The organism is Bacillus sp. UNC438CL73TsuS30 (assembly GCF_000482325.1).
Classification (GTDB): domain Bacteria; phylum Bacillota; class Bacilli; order Bacillales; family Cytobacillaceae; genus Neobacillus.
In genome coordinates this window covers 1,317,477-1,336,579 of the sequence record NZ_KI535295.1, presented here as the reverse complement: position 1 = coordinate 1,336,579, position 19,103 = coordinate 1,317,477, and the positions used below count along the sequence as shown (strand labels likewise).

Below are 19,103 nucleotides of genomic sequence, written 5' to 3'. Positions count from 1 at the left end.
TTGACTCTACTTTTTATATTACTCGTTAATTTCGATATTGACTTTTAATAGTCGGATTTATCAGATTTCCTTTCAATTGCTAACGCGCTAAACGAGATTGGACCAACTACAGCTGCTTCCGTACATGGTGTCGCATTTTCAACTGTAAGCATGTACGTATGAGCTCCAGCTCTTACATTTGTATCAATTGCTTGGAATGTTTCTAGATAAAATAATTCTGATGAAGGATCTGATTCAACTCCCGCCTGCGCTTCAAAAATTTGAGAACCATTGCGAAAAATACGAAATTTTAATTGCGATGTTTCTGTGATACCTTCTACATCTACGGTGGCAATCAATTCAACGCTATTGTTTCTTTTATGAAAGCTGTTCGGAATAGTTACAATGAGAGTTGCAAGTGTTAGACGATTTGGACTGTGGGGAATAGGTTGGGGGTTGGCATCATTCGTGTTATTCCGCGGTTGTGTTGCTTGGTAATCTACAATTTCAAAAACTCGGTCTCTTGAGTGAGAGTCTGAGCCAAATCCATCATTATTCGGTTGAGTTGCTCCACTCATATCCGTCCAACCGGGTTCATTTCGACTATCTAACAAAATAATCTCCTCACTTTCAAAGCATGTACCATACTATATTCAGGATATAAAAGAGCGCTTGGACAAATGTTGAAATAGTAATAAAAAATACGAATGTAATATACGAACAATAAATGAACTGTATCTACTCCTATACCGGGATAAAGGGAGTCATCACATATGTGTCTCTGGAAAAGGATTAACTCTACCATTACTGTTCGAATCATTTTTACCATCGAGTCTTATTAGACTAAACTGGCAATTAGTGCATTTATTTGACCTAACGTGTTGTCCAACTAACCTGTCCCCTCCACTAGGCCGTTTGCATGAATTGCAGACGCTTTTTTATTTTTAAGATTAAGTATTTTGCAGATTTTGTCGAAATATGATGATTATCGTCTAACCAAAACTTGTCCAAAGAAATATATATATAAATAGAGGAAAGTATTCTTTCCTCAGATAACCCAATAGGTACTGGAGGTGATATACATGGGTGACGGATTAAGTATGTCTTTTACATTAATCGTGGTATTGTTCATTCTCCTTATCATTGTCGGAACTTCTTTTATGGGCTACTAAATGTACGAAACTAAGAGCAGGTTGATTTGAATCTGTCCCTTTGTCTAGACTACTGAAACGATAGGAGGTTGAATTACACATGGTTTTTTTCCCTGACGGCTTTAGAAGAAGGTTTCTCCCTATTGAAGTTGAAATCGAGATAGAGAGAAGAAGACGTATTGAAATCGAAATTGAGATAGAGAGACGAAGACGTATCGCAATCGAAATTGAAAGAAGAAGACGCAGATTCTTTTAAGAATTATATTCATTGGATAGAATTAATTTTTCTTTTTAATCAACCTGCCCCCGATAGTAAAAGCGTTCTTACAATACAGAACACATCAATCAAAGTATTTAAATTAATTTCTATTAAAATGAAAGAAAAGATCAATTTCTATTTTTTGTATAATAAGGTATACAAATAGTGAAAACTAATATAAGAGCAAGGGAAAATTCACCTTAGATTACATCCTTCACAAAATTCCTTGCTCTTTCAATATTTAGCTCAAATTATTAAAATGATTAAATTAAGCTCATCTCACCTTTTTTAATTCCCATTTTAACATATCATTCACTGTTCCAATTTTATTCATATTCAACTTTTCTAACACTTTAATGGATGGAATATTATCATGTAGGCACTCAGCAATTACTTTATCTACATCAACATTTGTAAACGCCCAATGAGTAATTTTATTTACGGCTTCAGTTGCATAGCCTTTGTTTTGTGCCGAAGGAATAATTCCATATCCTACTTCAACCGTATTTTCTGAATTAGGTTTACCTTTAAATCCAATATCACCAATAATCGTATTGTTTTCTCTATTGATAACTAGCCATACACCCCAACCTAATTGAGTAGAATCCTCTCTAAGTTTCTCCAAAAACATCTTTATATGAGGACCTATTTTGTATTCTTCTGTTGAAATCGTTGATAATAATTCATCTGTACACGGAACGATTTTAAGTCTTTCTGTTTGTAATTCCATATTCTTACTCCTCTCTATATTTTAATAACTAAGGGATTAATTAACACTTGATTTTCCCCTTTATTGCTATGAATAAATGATATTATACGTTGATTTAAGGACTCCGTTCGCATACTGTTTCATGTCAACTAATTCCATATTTAAACGAGGTTTAACACTGCCAAATAGAGGTATCCCCGTGCCAATCATTACAGGGTTAACTTTTAAGACTATTTGATCAATAAGTTTATGTTGAATTAATGAACCCGCCAATTTACCTCCCCCACAGAGCCACAACTTTCCATCTTCCTTCATTTTGAGTTCTTGAATAAAGCTTACCGCGTTATTATTAATTAATTTCACTTCATCGTTTGATTCAAACTGCATTGAATTTGAGAAAATATAATGCTTCAACTTATATGGGCTAGGCTCACCCGGCTTAAGACCGAATTGAAAGCCGTATTCATATGTTTTTCCCCCCATTAATACCGCATCATATTGTTGAATATCGGAAATGAAATCTGTAACATGATCACCCTGATTTAAAAATATAGAATCGTCAGCTACTCCATTCAAATCTGCAATAAAATTGTCAAGTGTAATTGCAATATGATATATCAATTTTGCCATTTAGAAACCCCTCCCCTTTAAAAACTGACTTTCTAAATATATCTATAAAACTTTTATAAATTCCTATAAATTCCCGAGATTAAAAAATTAGATAAGCTAAATGATTAGTGGGGAAACCTGACTCTTTTTTCACAGTTTGGCACATAAGCGACATAAAGGAGCTTTTACTCTTCTCCGAATATACTGCCATGTTAATCGAATAAGAAAAAGACTGCATTTTTTGCAGCCAGTTTTTTAATGAAAGGAACCCAATAGTTTAAAAACAATATTTTACAATCCGCCTTGTGAAATAAGAAAAAATCCAGATCCTTATTTCAAAAAATGTTCGTACAATGAGCGTTAGTCCTCGTCTATAACAATTTTTACCCCTTTGATATTCTTCCTATTTACTTCCCTATTCGGTGCCTTTCATTTGATAAAAAAGATTTCCTTTATGAAAATAAAATTCTTAAGAAGTTCACTTTCATTGATCGATATACTATTCGTTAAATCCTTCGTTCTCAATACAAACTCTTTAACCCCTATAAATTCTGATTCAGTAATCAGGTAAAATTGTGTTCCTTTTTTATATCCATTAAATTGCCGTTTAAGTGTATATAACTTCATTGATAACCTCTTATGATAAATTAAAATGATTTTTGTTTGTGTACTTTTTAATAAATGAAATTGTAAAAAATAAGGTAACTAAATAAAGGGAAATTAGCAAATGTGAAAAACTTTATTGGAAGCTCCTGCACTTTAATTCAAAAAAAGAAGGCAGCCTCAGCAAACTTTTAATCTACTAATGTTTTTATTTTAAATGACCTTTTAATTCAAATAATTTATTCTTAATATAAGGTTCGATTTCATCGGGTAATTGATTTAATCTAAAAAATCTGGATTCTATTCCTTGAACACTCTCAAGAGTTATTTCTCCTTCGTACTCGGTACATAAATAACCAATTGCAACAGTATGATACCTTTCATCGACTCGATTTAGTAATTCCTTGCCTGAATAGACACCAAACAATTTTAACGCCTTTATTTTTAAACCTATATTTTCAAAGACCATTCGTGTAATACACTCTTCCACGGACTCAATTAACTGTAAAGTTCCACCTGGAATAGTCCACATTCCACCTACGTTTCGACTCAGTAAAATTTCTCCTTTGTCATTAATGATAGCTACACTAGGTCGCACAATGATTAGCGGAGAATCCCCAATCATTTCTCTCATGTCTTCACAATAACCCATAGATACCTCCAATGATAAAATTCTTTATGAAAGTAAACGAACCTTTTCCTTGATTTTAAACATATGTATACAAAGGAGTAACCTACTCCTCTTATGATGGCATTTGTCAGCCACCTTCTATGCAAGTTGCAGTGGAACTACCTATAACATAGTTTAATTCTGTTAATAAAACCTTGAGAGTGTTTTCTGTGACTAATACCTGTAATGCCTTTTCTGTAATTGGAACATTGTATTTTTGAAAAACCTTAACTGTTTCTTCCCACACATCTGTTATAGCTTTTGAAGTCATATTTGATTGAATTACCATAAAATATAACCTCCTTAATCTCCATAATACCATTTTTTCTTCAACTATCTCCCCGTTAGCAGAACAAGAAAAGGAATGCCACAGCAACCTACTCTTAAACTCTTCACTCCGTTAGTTTAAGTGTAATATCTCACAAAGCTACGCTATAGCTAATAGTAAATGTATTAGATTTATTTTGTAAGGTGGTGATGTTGAATTTTCTTCTACAAAATTAGCCTCTTTATTTTTTTCTATTACGGACGCTCAAAGCGATAAACAACCATAAAAATATAAATGCCAATATTAGTGGGAAAAAGGTTAAACTCCAAGATATTGTAGATATTTCACCATTTCCAATTGGACCAATCTTTGGGCGATTCAATTGATATATATTAAAAACAAATAATGCTATAAGGAAAATTGATCCAAATAAAAATACATTTTTTCTCACTATTTCGCCCCTCCAGTCATTTATCTATGTAGGTAATTCTCCAAAATGAATTAGTTTTCCTTTAACATTTTATTAACCTGCCAGTTAATTCAATAAGCACAGCTTAATAAGTCTGTATAAATATGTTAGTTTTAAAAAAAATCTTAGGATCGCTCCGTCTTTTTCTTCAATGCTGTAAATCTTTATCTAACAAGAGCAAAATCCTTGTCATTTGTAAGCGTTTACAATTATAATAAAGATGGTTGGATAACAAGTGGGGTTATCGCCGGTGTTAGCGAAGGATGGGGCTGATACCACGGAGCAGGATCTAAATCGCTCTTTTTTTTACAAACTATGACATTAGGAATTGGTACATACAAATTCAAAATTGAATACTCAAAAAATGAGCTTGGATATCTTCAAGCTCATTTTTAAGTTTATTATCCATGAAAATCACCTGTATTTTGATTGACCGTTACATATGGATTATCTCCAGTATCAACTTCTTTAACCCAAACTTCCCAATAGCCGTTGCCAATATTCTTGTAGCGACTTGGCGTTACGTGATAACCATCATATAATTCTTTCTCAAAAGTATCCACCCAAGCACTTGTTGGACGGTTTACAGCCTTATCGGACTTATTGGTACTTGAACTTGTGCCTTTTTTTGATGTTCCTTCTTTATTCTCTGTTGGATCATCTGTAGTGGATGACTGTGTATTATAGTTTTTTGAGTTATCGCCACCAGATGAAATACTACATGCTGTTATTCCAACAAATGAAACAGCTAACAAAAAGCCTAAGATAAATTTTTTGCTTCGCTTCACTATTCCAACTCTCCTTTTAATAATTTGCTAACGGAAGATGCTCCCAATAAATATTTCCCTTCAAATGAACAATAATAAATCTATATGTCAAAAACCAAAACGGTGTGAAGAATGAGAAAAAAGAAAAAACTTTTCAATAAGAACTCAACTCCATTTTTGATTTTAGCAATTATTCACGTTGTTATGTTTTTGATATTGCTAAAGCGTAAAAAACATAAGGATGTGTGGATTTTACTATTATCCAATATTGGTTTTGCTTATTTATTTGAGTATCCGACCCTCAACTTATTTCATGGCTATAGATACAAACCGTCAATTATGAAAAAGCGTGTTTTTGATACAATCTTAGGAGGCATCTTCTCACAAGCGTTTTATGTACCCATTACAGCTACTTTTCTAACTCTACTCAACAAAAACTGGAAATGGAAAATCAATTTCAGCATTTTTTATTATAGTATTGAGAAATTATTTATCCGATTAAATATATATAAAGTAAATTGGTGGAAGCCTATCTACACTTTTGTTTTATTAAATGTGTATTTTTATATTAGTGATGGGTTTTATAAGGCACTTTCAGCAAAAAAAAGATGGGCAATGAACATTGCTCATTTCTTGGCTATTGAAGTAGTTTGGATTACTTTAATGTACATTTCTGCAATGAAACGTCTTATTCGATTTGGGCGTGGATATTTTCATACGTGGACTGAACATTTTAAAATAATCCCTTTATACAGTTTGATACTCTCTCTAATCGCTACCATTACTTCTTCAAACGCAGGGTTGTTTTATAGGATCCTATTACCTCTCATCCATATTATTATGGATCTCATTTTGGTAAAAATGGATATCATGAAAGTGAATATCAAACAATATTTCGTCACTTTTTCTCGATACTTCCTAATGACATTTATTTCAAGATTATTTTATAAAACCATTCACAAAAAAACCTAGTAACCATTTTCTTGAATGGTTGCACACTCTGAAAATCATGTTTGACCTTCTTATCACACAAAAAAGACCGCCTGTTGACGATCTCCTATAGCCTGTTTATTTGAGGGACAGGTATTCTGTCCCCTCGGTTCACTTATTTTTTCCTTGTCTTTCTTGGGATTTCAAGGCTACTTTTTCCAGTCCATTGTTTGCAAATTCTACATCTGTCTTAGGCATAGCATGATTATTTCTTAATTCCTTGTTCTTTTTTGTAGACATTTTTGCACCTTCCTTCAATTGAGTTTGTTATCTTATCAAGGATGCCTACACCTATTTCCTCATTCAAGCATCCACCATTTTAGTTTGCTTTCTTTTTTGTGTGCTATGCTTCCTGCTTTGATTTAACGGACTGGTGTTAACGTTGTCTCTTTAATCTTTAGGCATTCCGTATTGAATTTTTCCACTTCTTCGTAGTTTAAAAGATGCCCTGAATTTTCAAACCAGATCCATTTTTTATGTGGACATTCCAATGTGTGGAAATATTGTTCTGCTACTATAGATGGGACTTGGTAATCATGTCTGCCTGCGAAAAGATAGACGGGAACCTCAAGCTTTGGAGCCGTCTCGATGAAATTAATATCCATTAACTGTTCCCATAAAGAATCCAAAGAAAACTTGCCCCCTTTGATAAAAACGAACCAATCTTTCATGGTATATTCTGGTGCAAATAGAATATTTGAATAGACAAGATTATACATGGTTACGCCGATGAAGGATCCTCCAAGTTTGGCCAGCCATTTTCTTTGAACTCCTAAATATTTCATATCTAATGGATTATATTCGATCTCCGCTAATTTTTTTAGTGCCTTCTTATGATTAGATTCTTTCGCTTTATTGAGTGTATATTCATAAGAAATTTTTTCGCCTTCCTTCATATTCACTACCTGACCAATCCCTATGTATCCATAGATGAATTCTGGTGCTTTTTGGGACACTAATACTCCTAGCACCGATCCCCATGAATGTCCTACTAAAAACAGCTTTGGTTGGTTAAAGCGTTTTAACAGGTATTGGATTAATTCAACTGAATCATTTACCATATTTTCAATCGTCAGGTCTTCTTTTTTTAACTCCTTGGAGTACGATAACCCTGCCCCCCGTTGGTCCCAATTCACTACGGTAAAGTGTTTTTCTAAGTCCCTTTGAAATTTAGGAGCCAAGCCTATTTGGGCGGTTCCAGGTCCGCCATGTAAAAACAGCATTAACGGGTTTTTTGTGTTTTCTCCTCTAATGAGAATAGTCTGATTAAATCCGCCAATCTGGACTTCTTCTAGCGTTGTGATCGCTTCGAATTGACTATCAATCTCCTTTGTTTTTCTATAAAACATGATCCCACTTCCCCCTTTATTTTATTTAACAACATTACTGAGACATTGATTGAATAATGAAGAATAGTACATAGGTATGTGACTGTGGGAGCATATAGAATGTTCCAAAAATAAAGAAAACCATCTTTCTATGTATTCATACTAAAAAGATAGTTTTATATATTGGAGTTATTTTTATTGCTTTTTTACTGGAGTAACTACTGCAAATAAATTTTCGCTTGGATCCGATACATTGAATTCTATTACCTTATAACCATTTTTCCCATCTTTACATATGTTTTTCGCTGGTATTATTAATTGAGTGTTATTCATTGTTCACTCTTCCTTCCTAACATTTTACCCACAGAAGCTACTATATGGGCGGTTGTTAGAAAATGTGCATGCGTTTTTTTAAATTCACTATAAAGTTTTGATGAACTATAACTGTCATAAGCCGAATGAAGGAGAAAATTAGGGATATCCCTTTGAAATGCTCTTCATTAGCTCGATGAAAGACGAAAATTGGGAATACCCTTTGAAATGTTCTTCATAACGATGATGAAGGACAAAATTTAGGGATATCCCTTAAAAATGGTCTTCATCACCTCGATGAAGGACAAAATCTGTGATATCCCTTTGAAAATGGTCTTCACCAGCCCGATGAAGGACGTAAATCTAGGATATCCTTTGAAAATGGTCTTCATAACGGTGATGAAGGACAAAATTTAGGGATATCCCTTTGAAATTGTTCTTCATCAGCTCGATGAAGGACGAAAAACTAGGATATCCTTTGAAATTGTCCTTCATAACCTCGATGAAGGACAAAATTTAGGGATATCCCTTTGAAAATGGTCTTCATCAGCCCGATGAAGGACGAAAAACTAGGATATCCTTTGAAATTGTCCTTCATAACCTCGATGAAGGACAAAATTTAGGAGATCCCTTTGAAAATGGCCTTCATTACCTCGATGAAGGACAAAGCTCTAGGATCCACCTTTTAAAATGATCATCTTCTTATTTCGATGAAGGACAAAAATAGGGATCCCCCTTGGAAAATGGTCTAAATAAGCGAACCGATCAGTCCGAGCAGTGCTCATGTTAGACAACGACTCAACAGCACCTTGAAACCTTTCCGCCCTTCGCGTTGTACCGTGCTTCCTGTGCATCACAGAAAAACTCTTTCCTGGATTTAACCGGCATATCAGGATGGTGCAATTCCATTTGTTCGACATAGGTTTCATAGCTTGGAACTCCGACCAACAAACTGATGAATTGCTTCCTGTAGGTGTTGAATTCTCTTATTTTGTTAAGCATAATGTTGAAAATCCCCTCCCGTATCCCGTCCAACATAAGGTGATTCGTGCAACGGTAATTGGTGGTTGGTAAGTACTTTAAACCAAATCCGAAGTGCAGAAATTAACACCACAATGACGACGATCATGAAAATAGCTGTCAGAGTCGCATCCACATAATCGTTGATGATAACTTGCTTCATTTGTGCTGCAGTGGTTGCAGGTGCAAGGACTTTTCCCATAGCATTCGCTTCACTAAAAATATCCGCATGAGCAAGGAATCCGATTTTTGGATTTTCATGGAATAATTTTTGCCAGCCTGCCGTTAATGTGACAATTAGCAGCCATGTTGTTGGCAATAGAGTGACCCATACATAAGCTTTTTTCCCCATTTTGTAAAGAATCGTTGTACCAAGTAGCAAGGCAATTCCTGCCAACATTTGGTTGGCAATTCCAAAAAGTGGCCATAACGTATTAATTCCACCTAATGGGTCAATTACACCTTGATATAAGAAATACCCCCAGCAAGCAACGCACAATGCCGTTGCAATAATATTCGGAATGAAAGCCTCTGTTTTCGCCAATGGCTTATACACTGTCCCAAGTAAATCCTGGATCATGAAACGACCAACCCGTGTACCAGCATCAATGGTTGTTAAAATGAACAAGGCTTCGAAAAGGATGGCAAAATGGTACCAAAAAGCCATTAAGGCTTTCCCACCGATTATTTTTGAAAAAATCACTGCCATCCCGATTGCAAGAGTTGGTGCTCCACCGGTTCTAGATAAAATGGTTTGCTCCCCCACATCCTTGGCAAGTGTTTGCAAAACATCTGGAGTGATGGTAAATCCCCAACTTGAAACGGTGGACGCTGCTTGGACCACATCGGTTCCGATTAGGGCAGGAGGACTGTTAATCGCAAAATAAACTCCTGGCGTCAACACACATGCAGCAATCATCGCCATGATGGCCACAAATGATTCGGTCAGCATCGCTCCATAGCCAATGGGCCTTGCATGTGATTCACGCTCGATCATTTTAGGGGTTGTACCCGAGGAGACCAGGGCATGGAATCCGGAAACCGACCCGCAGGCGATGGTAATAAATAAGAATGGAAACAGATTTCCTGCGAATACAGGACCGGTCCCGTCAATGAATTTCGTTAGGCCTGGCATTTCCAGATTCGGTGCCACGATGATGATTCCTAAGGCCAGCGCAAGGATTGTTCCTACTTTTAAAAACGTGCTTAAATAATCGCGAGGTGCTAATAGAAGCCACACAGGTAAGACTGAAGCAACAAAACCATAGATCATCATCATGATGGCGATGGTTTCCCCTTTAAAGGTAAACATCCTAGCTAATTCTGGAGTTTCCGCAACCGTTTGGCCATAGTATAGTGAAAAGAGCAATAATACAATTCCTATTATAGATGCTTCTCCAACACGGCCTGGACGAATATAGCGCATGTATATTCCCATAAAAATGGCAATAGGTATGGTGGCTGCAATGGTGAACATTCCCCACGGACTGCCTGTCAATGCTTTCACGACCACCAAGGCCAATACCGCTAATAGAATAATCATAATTCCTAAAATACCTATCATAGAGATGATCCCTGTTACTCGGCCCATTTCATCTTTAATCATTTCACCAAGTGACTTTCCATTTCGCCGCATTGAGCCGAATAGAATGATGAAGTCTTGAACTGCACCAGCTAGCACCACACCTACAACAATCCAGATGGTTCCTGGCAAATACCCCATCTGTGCTGCTAAGATGGGACCGACTAATGGGCCTGCCCCGGCAATGGCCGCAAAGTGATGGCCAAAGAGAACCCATTTGTTTGTTGGTACATAATCTTTCCCGTCGTTATTGATTTCTGAAGGGGTTTTGCGTGTATCGTCTAGCTGAAATACCTTACGTGCTATAAACCTGCTGTAAAATCGATAAGAAATGGCATAAACACAAACGGCAGCTGTTAAAAGCCAAACAGCATTAATGCTTTCACCACTGTTTAAGGCCATCACAGCAAATCCGGCAGCACCAAGGGCTGCGATTACCCCCCAAATTAGAATTGATTTAAGCGCTTTCAAAATACATCGCCACCTTTTCTAAAATCTACCAATATTGTAATTTATTCTTCAGAAAATTAAAATAACTCCTTCGACCTATTCTGTTATTTCTATCGGTTTTTCAAATATAAATACAGAAACAGCCATATCCTCTTCTACTTTTACATCTGAAAATAGATGAAGCAACTTTGAACCGACGAGCTCCTCCATCCCTACAGGCACTTGCTCCTTATATAGATCTTGAATCATTTGAGTTCTGGCACTATGAATCACTTTTTTACCCTCTTTGGTTTGAGCGATAAATTTTTCAGTCGGAGTTTGAATTCCATACATGGTGGTGACAGCCATATTCTTTACGAAATGAGTAAAAATTCGCTCTGGCCCCTTACCAAAGATCTCTTTCCGCATTTTCCGCACCATATCATTAAACGCTGTTTCCTTTTTCCCCATCTACTTGCCTCCTAAATTTTTTCCTATAAGGAAATTCAACAAATCATAAAGCTGTATCATTTTGTCTTGTTTTTTTGAGTGAAAGGTGTATAATCACTGTTGGACATAATTTTGACAAATTTTTGAATGGAATACGAATAAAACATTTTGTTCGTTTTCTATTTACTTTTGCCGATGGAATGATTTATTAGTAGGGATTGCTAATTGATTACTCCACCACAAGCATACATCTATTTGGATGTGAACTTGTGGTGGAGTTTTTTTGTTTTAGAAAGGATCATTCATCATGTTTTCCACTATTAGGATAATAATTTATGGAGGTTTTTAGAAGTATGTCTTGGATCGTCTTACATTTTATTGGAATTATTTCTTATGCCGCAACAGGAGCTTTTGTCGCTCTTGAAGCGGAATATTCCTTTATTGGAGTTTTTGCATTGGGTTTAACAACTTCCTTTGGTGGCGGGGTCATTCGAAACTTGATTATCGGAGTCCCTGTTTCTGAGTTATGGGATCATTCCACCATTTTAACGGTTTTAACAACGCTTATATTTATCTTACTATTCCCCTTAAAATGGCTAAATCATTGGAAACGGCGGAATTTATTTTTTGATTCCATCGGGCTTGCTTCCTTTGCTCTACAAGGAGCCATGTCGGCGAAAGAGGTTTTTGATAATGATTTGGGCGTGATGATTTTGGCCGCGATGTTTACCGGTGTTGGCGGGGGAATGATTCGAGACATCTTGGCATCCCGTAAACCACTTGCTTTAAAAGAAGAAATTCATGCAATTTTAACGATTTTATGTGCTATATGTATTTGGTTGGGTTGGAGCGACCCACTTCAGTTGAGTCTCATTGTCCTTGTTGTTATGACATTAAGAATGACAGCCGTTCGCTATCATTGGAGGCTGAATCTCCCCTGCAATCTAAAAAAGGTTAGTAAAACACAGTCAAATTTAATGACCCCATTTCTAGGTAAGCAGTCTGAGATGGGAACTAGGTTCTTTGCTAGTGAAGAGTGTGATGTACCATTATCATATAAAGAAAAATGAATCGACAGCCCCCTTTTTTACTAATTTACTTTAATAATCCATTGCATTAATTCGTTGCAATATGATTAATATATTGGCTCTTCAACATGACTGATGATCTTCGCTCCAGGCGCTTCGCTTTCCTCGGGCTTGCGCACCTGGAGCGGAAATTAACAGGCAGATTAGCAAGAAGAAGCCGACGACTAGTCGAATTGTGTTTTTCAGTTGACATAATATTATTATGAAAACCTGCATATCCGTAAGAATATTATCCTTTAATTCTGGATCTATATGAGAGCCTTATAAGATAGAAAATGCTAGTTTATTGCAACTCAATGGGATAAGACGCCAGGTTTTCCATGTTATTGAGATAGCGATCATATTGCACTTGAATCGTATATTTTAAAAAAATTCAAAAACCTGAATTTTTTTTGTAGTCTTTTTGTAGATTTTTGTTTATTTTTGTAGTCCGCAATTTATAGTAAAAACAGAATTTATAGTAAAGACAAATCCCCATCCAGATAGAATGAAAGCGCTTTTTTCAAAATAGGGGAAACTCTTTTATCTACAAGAGTTTATATAAAGCTACTAAAATTTTAATATGAGGTGATGGAATGCAAGAATTACTGCAAAATCTGGTTGGTGTAACAAACGATTTCCTTTGGTCAAAATTACTCATTATTATGCTTGTTTTCTCCGGTCTATATTTTACATTCAAATCGAATTTTGTACAGTTTCGAATGTTAAAGGAAATGGTTCGCGTTTTAATGGAAGGAAGAACGAGTTCTAAAGATCACGTTTCTCCATTCCAAGCCTTCTGTATAGGCATGGCCGCCCGCGTCGGGACAGGCAATATCACCGGAATTGCGATTGCAATTGCTTTAGGCGGTCCTGGAGCGGTATTCTGGATGTGGATTATTTCGATTATTAGCTCAGCATCCAGCTTTATTGAAAGTACGTTAGCGCAAGTATATAAAGTAAAAGATAAAAATGGCTTCCGCGGCGGTCCTTCCTACTATATGGAAAAAGGATTAAACAAACGTTGGATGGGCGTATTTTTTTCCATTTTAATTACTCTTTCTTTCGGTCTTGTTTTCAATTCTGTACAATCCAATACGGTTTCCATTGCTTTTGAGAACTCTTTTGGTACAAATCGTTTAACATTAGGGATTATCATGGCCATCGCTTTCGCTGCGATTATATTTGGCGGTGTAAAGCGGATTGCAAAAATGGCTGAATATAAAGTTATGGTTCTAGCCGTATTATACATTGGTTGTGCCTTATTTGTGGTAATCACGAACATCACAAAAATGCCGGAAGTTATTTCTCTTATTGTCAAAAATGCGTTTGGCCTTCAACAAATCGCAGGCGGTTCCATCGGTGCCGCGCTCATGAATGGAGTTAAACGCGGTTTATTCTCGAATGAAGCTGGTATGGGGAGTGCACCAAACGTTGCCGCAACAGCCACAACCAGTCACCCGGTGAAACAAGGACTGATCCAAGCATTTGGCGTATTAACGGATACACTGATCGTTTGTACAAGCACTGCCTTTATTATTTTACTTTCTGATGCTTGGAAAAAACCAGGGTTAGAGGGAATTGCCCTTACACAAGCGGCATTAAGTGAACATGTCGGTTCCTGGGCATCCGGCTGTCTTGCGATTTTTATTTTCCTATTTGGATTCGGTGCATTAATTGGTAACTACTATTACGGAGAAACAAATATTCGATTCTTAAACACTAACAAAGTATGGCTGATGATATACCGAATAAGCGTGTTAGCCATGATTGTATTCGGTTCGGTGGCAAAGATCCAGGTTGTATGGGATATGGCAGATTTATTTATGGGCTTCATGGTTATTGTGAACTTAATCGCCATTCTTTTATTATCAAAAGTAGCCTTTGCTGCGTTACAGGATTACGTGAAACAGAAAAAAGCCGGCAAAGACCCTGTTTTTTATAAAGATAGTATTGAAGGTATTGAAAACGTTGAATGCTGGGAGTATTCCGAAGAGGATTCAACTTCAAAAATTGCAAATTAGATGTCTAAAAAAAAGATGTTCAGACTTGGTCTGAGCATCTTTTTTTACTAGAAACATAGAATATAGTTTTTGCAATTGGTAGAAAGTTGACCTCAACTGGCGGATAAGCTGCTCCAACTAGCGATAGCCCCCTCAACTGGCGGATAGGGGCACATAACTAGCGGATAGGGGCACATAACTAGCGGATAGCTGACCTCAACTGGCGGAAAAGATACTCCAACTAGCGGATAAGCTGCTCCAACTGGCGATAACCCCCTACCCATGTTTCACAACCTGTTAAAGTGATGATTCTCCTAGCATGGAATCCATTTCATTCATCATTTTTTGCAGCGCAATAATTTTCTTATTCAATTGTTGGCTGATTTTTCTTACTTCTGGATCAGAGATCCCCTTCTTCTGTAATGCATCATACATAATCCGGCGGTCTTCATTTATACTCTTGCTCAATTCCAGTGCATTCTTTAGAAGCATTATCCCTAGTTCCTTTCTATACATCTTCATTTTTTTTAAGGATTCTAAGCAGTTGCTGAAGCGAAGCAAGGTCATTAAATCGTGATAATCTAAAAAACATCTCCGATAAACTATAACTATTCCCTTTTTGCCAAAAAATTCCACAAGTTGCAGAGTCTTTCATTTTAGCAAACTGACCTATAAATTATGAGTTTGGTTGATCCCAGGGATGATTCATTGTAAAATTGGTGGCCAATTCTTTACTTTTTTGCTTTCTTTCTACACGCATTACTTAGACCGCTCTTCATTGACCATGGAACTGGTTTTTTTTGCTTGCCGCGGCACTGAGACCGCGGATATGAATTTTATACCCAGCCACGATATTGGGAAGCTTCTGCCATCTTTCTGATTCCCACCATATAGGCAGCCAAACGCATATTTATTTGGTAATTTTGTGCTGTAGAGAAAACTCTCTCAAAAGAATCGACTACCTTTTTGCGTAATTTTTCAGCTACCTCTTCTTCAGTCCAATAATAACCTTGGTTGTTTTGTACCCATTCAAAATAGGAAACGGTTACCCCACCAGAGCTGGCAAGTACATCCGGGACAAGGAGCACGTTCCGTTGAGCTAATATGTTTGTCGCTTCAAGGGTTGTTGGTCCATTTGCTGCTTCTACAATAATTTCAGCTTTTATCTTATCAGCATTCTCACGTGTAATTTGATTGGAGATAGCAGCTGGAACAAGAATTTCACATTCTTTTTCAAGTAATTCTTGATTCGTAATGACATTTGTAAATAAATTCGTTACGGTGCCGAAACTATCACGCCGGTCAAGCAAATAATCAATATCAAGCCCATCTGGATCATAAAGTGCACCATATGCATCAGAAATACCGATTACCTTTGCTCCCGCATCCTTCATAAATTTCGCTAGGTAACTCCCGGCATTTCCAAATCCTTGAACAATCACCCGCGCCCCTTTGATTGAAATGCCTCTTCGTTTTGCCGCCTCTTCAATACAGATCGTCACTCCTTGTGCAGTCGCTGTTTCACGTCCTTGTGAACCACCGAGTACAAGAGGTTTTCCTGTTATAAATCCAGGTGAATCAAATTCCTGGATTCGGCTGTATTCATCCATCATCCAGGCCATTATTTGGGGATTTGTAAATACATCCGGTGCTGGAATATCTTTTGTTGGCCCGACGATTTGACTAACGGCACGCACGTACCCTCGGCTTAAACGCTCTAATTCAGAAAATGACATGCTGCGAGGATCACAGATAATTCCGCCTTTCCCGCCACCATATGGAAGGTCGAAAATACCGCATTTTAAACTCATCCACATGGATAATGCTTTTACTTCCTCCTCATCCACTTCTGGATGAAAACGCACTCCCCCCTTTGTCGGACCGACGGCGTCGTTATGTTGTGAACGGTAGCCGGTAAAAATTTTCGTTGAACCGTCATCCATTCGAACCGGGATTCGTACCGTGAGGATCTTAAGCGGTTCTTTTAATAGCTCGTACATGGCATCGTTATATCCTAACTTTCGAACTGCCTCTTTTATGATGGACTGAGTTGAACTTAATAAATTTAATGTTTCATTTTGCCTATTGTCTTGCTTTTGAACTTGATTACTGTTAACCGTGACTACCGTTTTCATGTTTACACCTCTTATTTAATAAATTGTCCTTAAGCGCTTTCAAATTTGGTCTAATAAGAACGTACCTATAATCTATAATGGGACCTACATCATTAGACAAAAAAACACAAAATATCTTTTAAAAATTTTAATGTTAATGAAAAAGAGGGTTAAAAAAATTTTCCAAAACGTAAAAAGGAGAACTTAAATAAAAGTCCCCTTTTTTTTCTTATAATAATTGAATACCGCCTTCTGCTTTTGTTTCAAATTTATTATGGTTCAATAGATCGATATTTCGTCCAATATTACTGGATTCTCGAAGGCGAATCACCCATAGCCCTGCTTTTAACATCCAAATCCCAGGATATGCTACCTTTTTACCGATTGCTTCAATCTCATGATTCCGATTGATTATGAGCTGCTCCCAATCAGATTCTTTTGCTGCAGCTAGTTTCTGCGCAAATTCCCATGCGTAATTACGGGCCTTCTCCATACTGAAATTGATGACCGCTTTTGAGGCATTCGGATCGATCCGGTCTAAAAATCCGATCCATGGCGAAATCTGATCCAGGTCACTTCTTACTTCATCGACGAGCGACGCCAAAATACTGTTTATTTTCATAAAATCCTCTTTTAGCGATAAAATATCAGCATTTTTACCGGTCATGGCTGCAGCAACCCCTAAATCGAGATTGATATGGGCATTCATGCCGAGCAGTAAATGCTGGAGGACAATCGGTCTTCGTTTTCGCGTGCAACGAAAGGCGACTTGCCAGCTGAGGCTGGTCGGTTTTCCGTTTAAATAGTCATTCAGCGCACTCAGATAGTAATTGGCGAAACATACATCCAAACGCTCCATTCTGACTCCGTCTTCAAATTCGTTATTCAGAATACCTGTTTTCACTCGAACGGTTACCATTCGGTACAACGAAGCAAAATAGCCGATTTTGCTTTTATTTTGGATACTCATTGCAATAATTTGGTCCAATTGCCAAATGACTTCATCAATTGTCCTGGCATTTCCCAACGTAATGGATGGTCGATTCATTTCTCATTCTCCTAACCTCATAAAATCTCTTTGGTGATATTCCAAATTTAATTACATAATCAAAGGGACGGATCCTTCCGCCCCTTGTTTGTTCAATATTATGCCATATCGATGGTTAAAATGAAGCTATTTTTTATGGAATAGGTGAAAAAATTGGACAAGGCTTAGTTACCCTACTAATATAGTAATAGTTATAATGATTAAAAAATCCTTGAGGTGAAGATCCATTGGAATATCATTCAGGTTCAGAAGAACAACATGAAGAAAAAATGAATGACGAAGAATATAGAGTTAGTGAGTACCCTTCTAGACAGGAAGCGAGAAGGGAACTTACTAGAGAATCAAGACAATCGTTTAAGGACAGGAAAAAAAGCCAAGAAGATGTAGAGGAAAAGACGGAGGGTGGCTCCCCATCTAAATCCAGATCGACAAAAAAGATAAAGAAAACGAAATCGCCGAAATCGAAGTTGGAGATGTCCTGGGTAAAGCTAGTCTTTAAGATTTTAGTAGTAGCAGCTGTGTGGTATAACATCCATTTCCTACTAAACTACATGAAAGGTCCTGCCAGCCCTTTTACCGAAACTTTAATGACTATTGGAATATGTGCAGGCGTTAATTTTGCTGCTGTTTGGATTCTTTTTTATAAACGTGCCTTTATTAGATTTTATCTTTCCTTAATAGCCGTTTTAGGATCATTCGCGTATTACGGCTATGTAAATTATACCCAACATTCCTTTTTGGGGAATAACAAGATTACTTCGTTGATTGTTGCTGTTTCCGTTTTGATGGCGCTAAATCCTAGAATATACTCTTTTCCGAGAGGCATCGTATTTCTATTGATTCCGATAGTAGGAATCTATTTTAGCGGCAATCAATTCGCACTTGTTTGGGCCCTCATGTTCAATGCAGGATTAATTCTAATGTTTAGAAGGTCTAAAGCAAATAAATCAAAAGACAAGAATTCAAAAGATAGAAAAAGGAAGAACGAGCAAGATAGAAAAAATAAAAAGCAAACAGCTTAAACTTAGCAAAACCAGTCTTATCATTAGGCTGGTTTTTATTTTTACTATTCATTTAATCGGACTGAAACTTTCATTATAAATTAACCCTTTAAATAAAGGAATATTGTCATGTTGTTCAGGAATAATCGACATTCCTTCATAAGGATGATCATTCATTTCTTGGTATCCAAACCAACCACCATCAACGAGTAAAATCATAAATCCAAAAAAATAAGCGTGGAATTGGTACAATTAATAAAGCGAAACCAATTATT

24 protein-coding genes are annotated in these 19,103 nt (G+C 36.7%); 6 read left to right on the top strand and 18 right to left on the bottom strand.

Features of this window, described 5'->3' with window-relative positions; all coding sequences use genetic code 11:
- Nucleotides 1–44: 44 nt before the first annotated feature.
- Nucleotides 45–593 (bottom strand): exosporium protein C, encoded by a 549-nt coding sequence (locus M028_RS0120520; RefSeq protein ID WP_231510844.1) that lies wholly within the window; start codon nucleotides 591–593, stop codon nucleotides 45–47.
- Between the two features lie 486 nt (nucleotides 594–1,079).
- On the opposite strand from M028_RS0120520, the gene M028_RS32225 reads away from it, so the two are divergent.
- Nucleotides 1,080–1,151 (top strand): YjcZ family sporulation protein, encoded by a 72-nt coding sequence (locus M028_RS32225; RefSeq protein WP_197031452.1) that lies wholly within the window; start codon nucleotides 1,080–1,082, stop codon nucleotides 1,149–1,151.
- Between the two features lie 79 nt (nucleotides 1,152–1,230).
- Nucleotides 1,231–1,386, top strand: coding sequence for a hypothetical protein (locus M028_RS32960; RefSeq protein ID WP_155925684.1), 156 nt, complete (start codon nucleotides 1,231–1,233; stop codon nucleotides 1,384–1,386).
- Nucleotides 1,387–1,663: 277 nt separating this feature from the next.
- Here the strand turns inward: M028_RS32960 and M028_RS0120505 are convergent, their stop codons facing one another.
- From M028_RS0120505 to M028_RS0120475, 7 genes are all read right to left on the bottom strand, one after another.
- On the bottom strand, nucleotides 1,664–2,119 hold the full coding sequence (locus M028_RS0120505) for a GNAT family N-acetyltransferase (RefSeq protein ID WP_026575537.1): 456 nt from the start codon (nucleotides 2,117–2,119) through the stop codon (nucleotides 1,664–1,666).
- A gap of 66 nt (nucleotides 2,120–2,185) precedes the next feature.
- Nucleotides 2,186–2,728: a dihydrofolate reductase family protein gene (locus M028_RS0120500; protein ID WP_026575536.1), complete on the bottom strand. Its 543-nt coding sequence runs from the start codon at nucleotides 2,726–2,728 to the stop codon at nucleotides 2,186–2,188.
- Nucleotides 2,729–3,136: 408 nt separating this feature from the next.
- Complete coding sequence (locus M028_RS0120495; RefSeq protein WP_026575535.1) at nucleotides 3,137–3,334, bottom strand: hypothetical protein; 198 nt, start codon at nucleotides 3,332–3,334, stop codon at nucleotides 3,137–3,139.
- A gap of 184 nt (nucleotides 3,335–3,518) precedes the next feature.
- Nucleotides 3,519–3,962: an NUDIX domain-containing protein gene (locus M028_RS0120490; protein WP_026575534.1), complete on the bottom strand. Its 444-nt coding sequence runs from the start codon at nucleotides 3,960–3,962 to the stop codon at nucleotides 3,519–3,521.
- Between the two features lie 106 nt (nucleotides 3,963–4,068).
- Complete coding sequence (locus M028_RS0120485; protein ID WP_026575533.1) at nucleotides 4,069–4,269, bottom strand: hypothetical protein; 201 nt, start codon at nucleotides 4,267–4,269, stop codon at nucleotides 4,069–4,071.
- A gap of 220 nt (nucleotides 4,270–4,489) precedes the next feature.
- On the bottom strand, nucleotides 4,490–4,699 hold the full coding sequence (locus M028_RS0120480) for a hypothetical protein (protein ID WP_026575532.1): 210 nt from the start codon (nucleotides 4,697–4,699) through the stop codon (nucleotides 4,490–4,492).
- 419 nt (nucleotides 4,700–5,118) lie between these two features.
- Nucleotides 5,119–5,505 carry a hypothetical protein gene (locus M028_RS0120475; RefSeq protein ID WP_051591126.1) on the bottom strand — a complete coding sequence of 129 codons (387 nt, stop codon included), beginning with the start codon at nucleotides 5,503–5,505 and terminating at the stop codon, nucleotides 5,119–5,121.
- A 111-nt stretch (nucleotides 5,506–5,616) separates the two neighbouring features.
- Here M028_RS0120475 and M028_RS0120470 point away from each other — a divergent pair, with 111 nt between their 5' ends.
- The gene (locus tag M028_RS0120470) at nucleotides 5,617–6,456 is read left to right on the top strand and encodes a hypothetical protein (protein ID WP_026575530.1); all 840 of its coding nucleotides are present in this window, start codon (nucleotides 5,617–5,619) and stop codon (nucleotides 6,454–6,456) included.
- 129 nt (nucleotides 6,457–6,585) lie between these two features.
- On the opposite strand, the gene M028_RS33895 is transcribed toward M028_RS0120470, so the two are convergent.
- From M028_RS33895 to M028_RS0120440, 6 genes are all read right to left on the bottom strand, one after another.
- Complete coding sequence (locus M028_RS33895; protein ID WP_269320948.1) at nucleotides 6,586–6,714, bottom strand: hypothetical protein; 129 nt, start codon at nucleotides 6,712–6,714, stop codon at nucleotides 6,586–6,588.
- A 122-nt stretch (nucleotides 6,715–6,836) separates the two neighbouring features.
- The gene (locus M028_RS0120460) at nucleotides 6,837–7,823 is read right to left on the bottom strand and encodes an alpha/beta fold hydrolase (RefSeq protein WP_051591125.1); all 987 of its coding nucleotides are present in this window, start codon (nucleotides 7,821–7,823) and stop codon (nucleotides 6,837–6,839) included.
- A gap of 174 nt (nucleotides 7,824–7,997) precedes the next feature.
- Nucleotides 7,998–8,135 (bottom strand): hypothetical protein, encoded by a 138-nt coding sequence (locus M028_RS32955; protein WP_155925682.1) that lies wholly within the window; start codon nucleotides 8,133–8,135, stop codon nucleotides 7,998–8,000.
- Nucleotides 8,136–8,912: 777 nt separating this feature from the next.
- Entirely contained in the window at nucleotides 8,913–9,116 is a 204-nt protein-coding gene (locus M028_RS0120450) for a YbdD/YjiX family protein (protein ID WP_026575528.1), read from the bottom strand.
- Nucleotides 9,109–11,187: a carbon starvation CstA family protein gene (locus M028_RS0120445; RefSeq protein ID WP_026575527.1), complete on the bottom strand. Its 2,079-nt coding sequence runs from the start codon at nucleotides 11,185–11,187 to the stop codon at nucleotides 9,109–9,111. Before M028_RS0120445 ends, M028_RS0120450 begins: the two co-directional genes overlap by 8 nt.
- A gap of 75 nt (nucleotides 11,188–11,262) precedes the next feature.
- Nucleotides 11,263–11,616, bottom strand: a complete 354-nt coding sequence (locus M028_RS0120440; RefSeq protein WP_026575526.1) for a DUF2294 domain-containing protein — start codon at nucleotides 11,614–11,616, stop codon at nucleotides 11,263–11,265.
- A 332-nt stretch (nucleotides 11,617–11,948) separates the two neighbouring features.
- Here M028_RS0120440 and M028_RS30550 point away from each other — a divergent pair, with 332 nt between their 5' ends.
- Both M028_RS30550 and M028_RS0120430 read left to right on the top strand, forming a co-directional pair.
- Nucleotides 11,949–12,665: a trimeric intracellular cation channel family protein gene (locus M028_RS30550; protein WP_081810798.1), complete on the top strand. Its 717-nt coding sequence runs from the start codon at nucleotides 11,949–11,951 to the stop codon at nucleotides 12,663–12,665.
- 593 nt (nucleotides 12,666–13,258) lie between these two features.
- Nucleotides 13,259–14,686, top strand: a complete 1,428-nt coding sequence (locus tag M028_RS0120430; RefSeq protein ID WP_026575525.1) for an alanine/glycine:cation symporter family protein — start codon at nucleotides 13,259–13,261, stop codon at nucleotides 14,684–14,686.
- Nucleotides 14,687–14,778: 92 nt separating this feature from the next.
- Here the strand turns inward: M028_RS0120430 and M028_RS32950 are convergent, their stop codons facing one another.
- The 4 genes from M028_RS32950 to M028_RS30540 form a co-directional block, all read right to left on the bottom strand.
- Nucleotides 14,779–14,949 carry a hypothetical protein gene (locus M028_RS32950; protein ID WP_155925680.1) on the bottom strand — a complete coding sequence of 57 codons (171 nt, stop codon included), beginning with the start codon at nucleotides 14,947–14,949 and terminating at the stop codon, nucleotides 14,779–14,781.
- Nucleotides 14,950–14,962: 13 nt separating this feature from the next.
- Nucleotides 14,963–15,157 carry an aspartyl-phosphate phosphatase Spo0E family protein gene (locus M028_RS30545; RefSeq protein ID WP_026575524.1) on the bottom strand — a complete coding sequence of 65 codons (195 nt, stop codon included), beginning with the start codon at nucleotides 15,155–15,157 and terminating at the stop codon, nucleotides 14,963–14,965.
- Nucleotides 15,158–15,501: 344 nt separating this feature from the next.
- Nucleotides 15,502–16,800: a Glu/Leu/Phe/Val family dehydrogenase gene (locus M028_RS0120415; RefSeq protein WP_026575523.1), complete on the bottom strand. Its 1,299-nt coding sequence runs from the start codon at nucleotides 16,798–16,800 to the stop codon at nucleotides 15,502–15,504.
- Nucleotides 16,801–17,008: 208 nt separating this feature from the next.
- Nucleotides 17,009–17,827 carry a DUF5995 family protein gene (locus M028_RS30540; protein WP_051591124.1) on the bottom strand — a complete coding sequence of 273 codons (819 nt, stop codon included), beginning with the start codon at nucleotides 17,825–17,827 and terminating at the stop codon, nucleotides 17,009–17,011.
- 227 nt (nucleotides 17,828–18,054) lie between these two features.
- Here M028_RS30540 and M028_RS0120405 point away from each other — a divergent pair, with 227 nt between their 5' ends.
- The gene (locus M028_RS0120405; protein ID WP_026575522.1) at nucleotides 18,055–18,849 is read left to right on the top strand and encodes a hypothetical protein; all 795 of its coding nucleotides are present in this window, start codon (nucleotides 18,055–18,057) and stop codon (nucleotides 18,847–18,849) included.
- Nucleotides 18,850–19,103: the final 254 nt, after the last annotated feature.

Excerpts from the sequence above, each read along its gene's own strand:
- M028_RS32960 (WP_155925684.1), top strand. The coding sequence starts at position 1,231 with ATGGTTTTTTTCCCTGACGGCTTTAGAAGAAGGTTTCTCCCTATTGAA.
- M028_RS0120505 (WP_026575537.1), bottom strand. The coding sequence starts at position 2,119 with ATGGAATTACAAACAGAAAGACTTAAAATCGTTCCGTGTACAGATGAA.
- M028_RS0120500 (WP_026575536.1), bottom strand. The coding sequence starts at position 2,728 with ATGGCAAAATTGATATATCATATTGCAATTACACTTGACAATTTTATT.
- M028_RS0120495 (WP_026575535.1), bottom strand. The coding sequence starts at position 3,334 with ATGAAGTTATATACACTTAAACGGCAATTTAATGGATATAAAAAAGGA.
- M028_RS0120490 (WP_026575534.1), bottom strand. The coding sequence starts at position 3,962 with ATGGGTTATTGTGAAGACATGAGAGAAATGATTGGGGATTCTCCGCTA.
- M028_RS0120485 (WP_026575533.1), bottom strand. The coding sequence starts at position 4,269 with ATGGTAATTCAATCAAATATGACTTCAAAAGCTATAACAGATGTGTGG.
- M028_RS0120470 (WP_026575530.1), top strand. The coding sequence starts at position 5,617 with ATGAGAAAAAAGAAAAAACTTTTCAATAAGAACTCAACTCCATTTTTG.
- M028_RS33895 (WP_269320948.1), bottom strand. The coding sequence starts at position 6,714 with ATGTCTACAAAAAAGAACAAGGAATTAAGAAATAATCATGCTATGCCT.
- M028_RS0120460 (WP_051591125.1), bottom strand. The coding sequence starts at position 7,823 with ATGTTTTATAGAAAAACAAAGGAGATTGATAGTCAATTCGAAGCGATC.
- M028_RS32955 (WP_155925682.1), bottom strand. The coding sequence starts at position 8,135 with ATGAATAACACTCAATTAATAATACCAGCGAAAAACATATGTAAAGAT.
- M028_RS0120450 (WP_026575528.1), bottom strand. The coding sequence starts at position 9,116 with ATGCTTAACAAAATAAGAGAATTCAACACCTACAGGAAGCAATTCATC.
- M028_RS0120440 (WP_026575526.1), bottom strand. The coding sequence starts at position 11,616 with ATGGGGAAAAAGGAAACAGCGTTTAATGATATGGTGCGGAAAATGCGG.
- M028_RS30550 (WP_081810798.1), top strand. The coding sequence starts at position 11,949 with ATGTCTTGGATCGTCTTACATTTTATTGGAATTATTTCTTATGCCGCA.
- M028_RS0120430 (WP_026575525.1), top strand. The coding sequence starts at position 13,259 with ATGCAAGAATTACTGCAAAATCTGGTTGGTGTAACAAACGATTTCCTT.
- M028_RS32950 (WP_155925680.1), bottom strand. The coding sequence starts at position 14,949 with ATGGGTAGGGGGTTATCGCCAGTTGGAGCAGCTTATCCGCTAGTTGGA.
- M028_RS30545 (WP_026575524.1), bottom strand. The coding sequence starts at position 15,157 with ATGCTTCTAAAGAATGCACTGGAATTGAGCAAGAGTATAAATGAAGAC.
- M028_RS0120415 (WP_026575523.1), bottom strand. The coding sequence starts at position 16,800 with ATGAAAACGGTAGTCACGGTTAACAGTAATCAAGTTCAAAAGCAAGAC.
- M028_RS30540 (WP_051591124.1), bottom strand. The coding sequence starts at position 17,827 with ATGAATCGACCATCCATTACGTTGGGAAATGCCAGGACAATTGATGAA.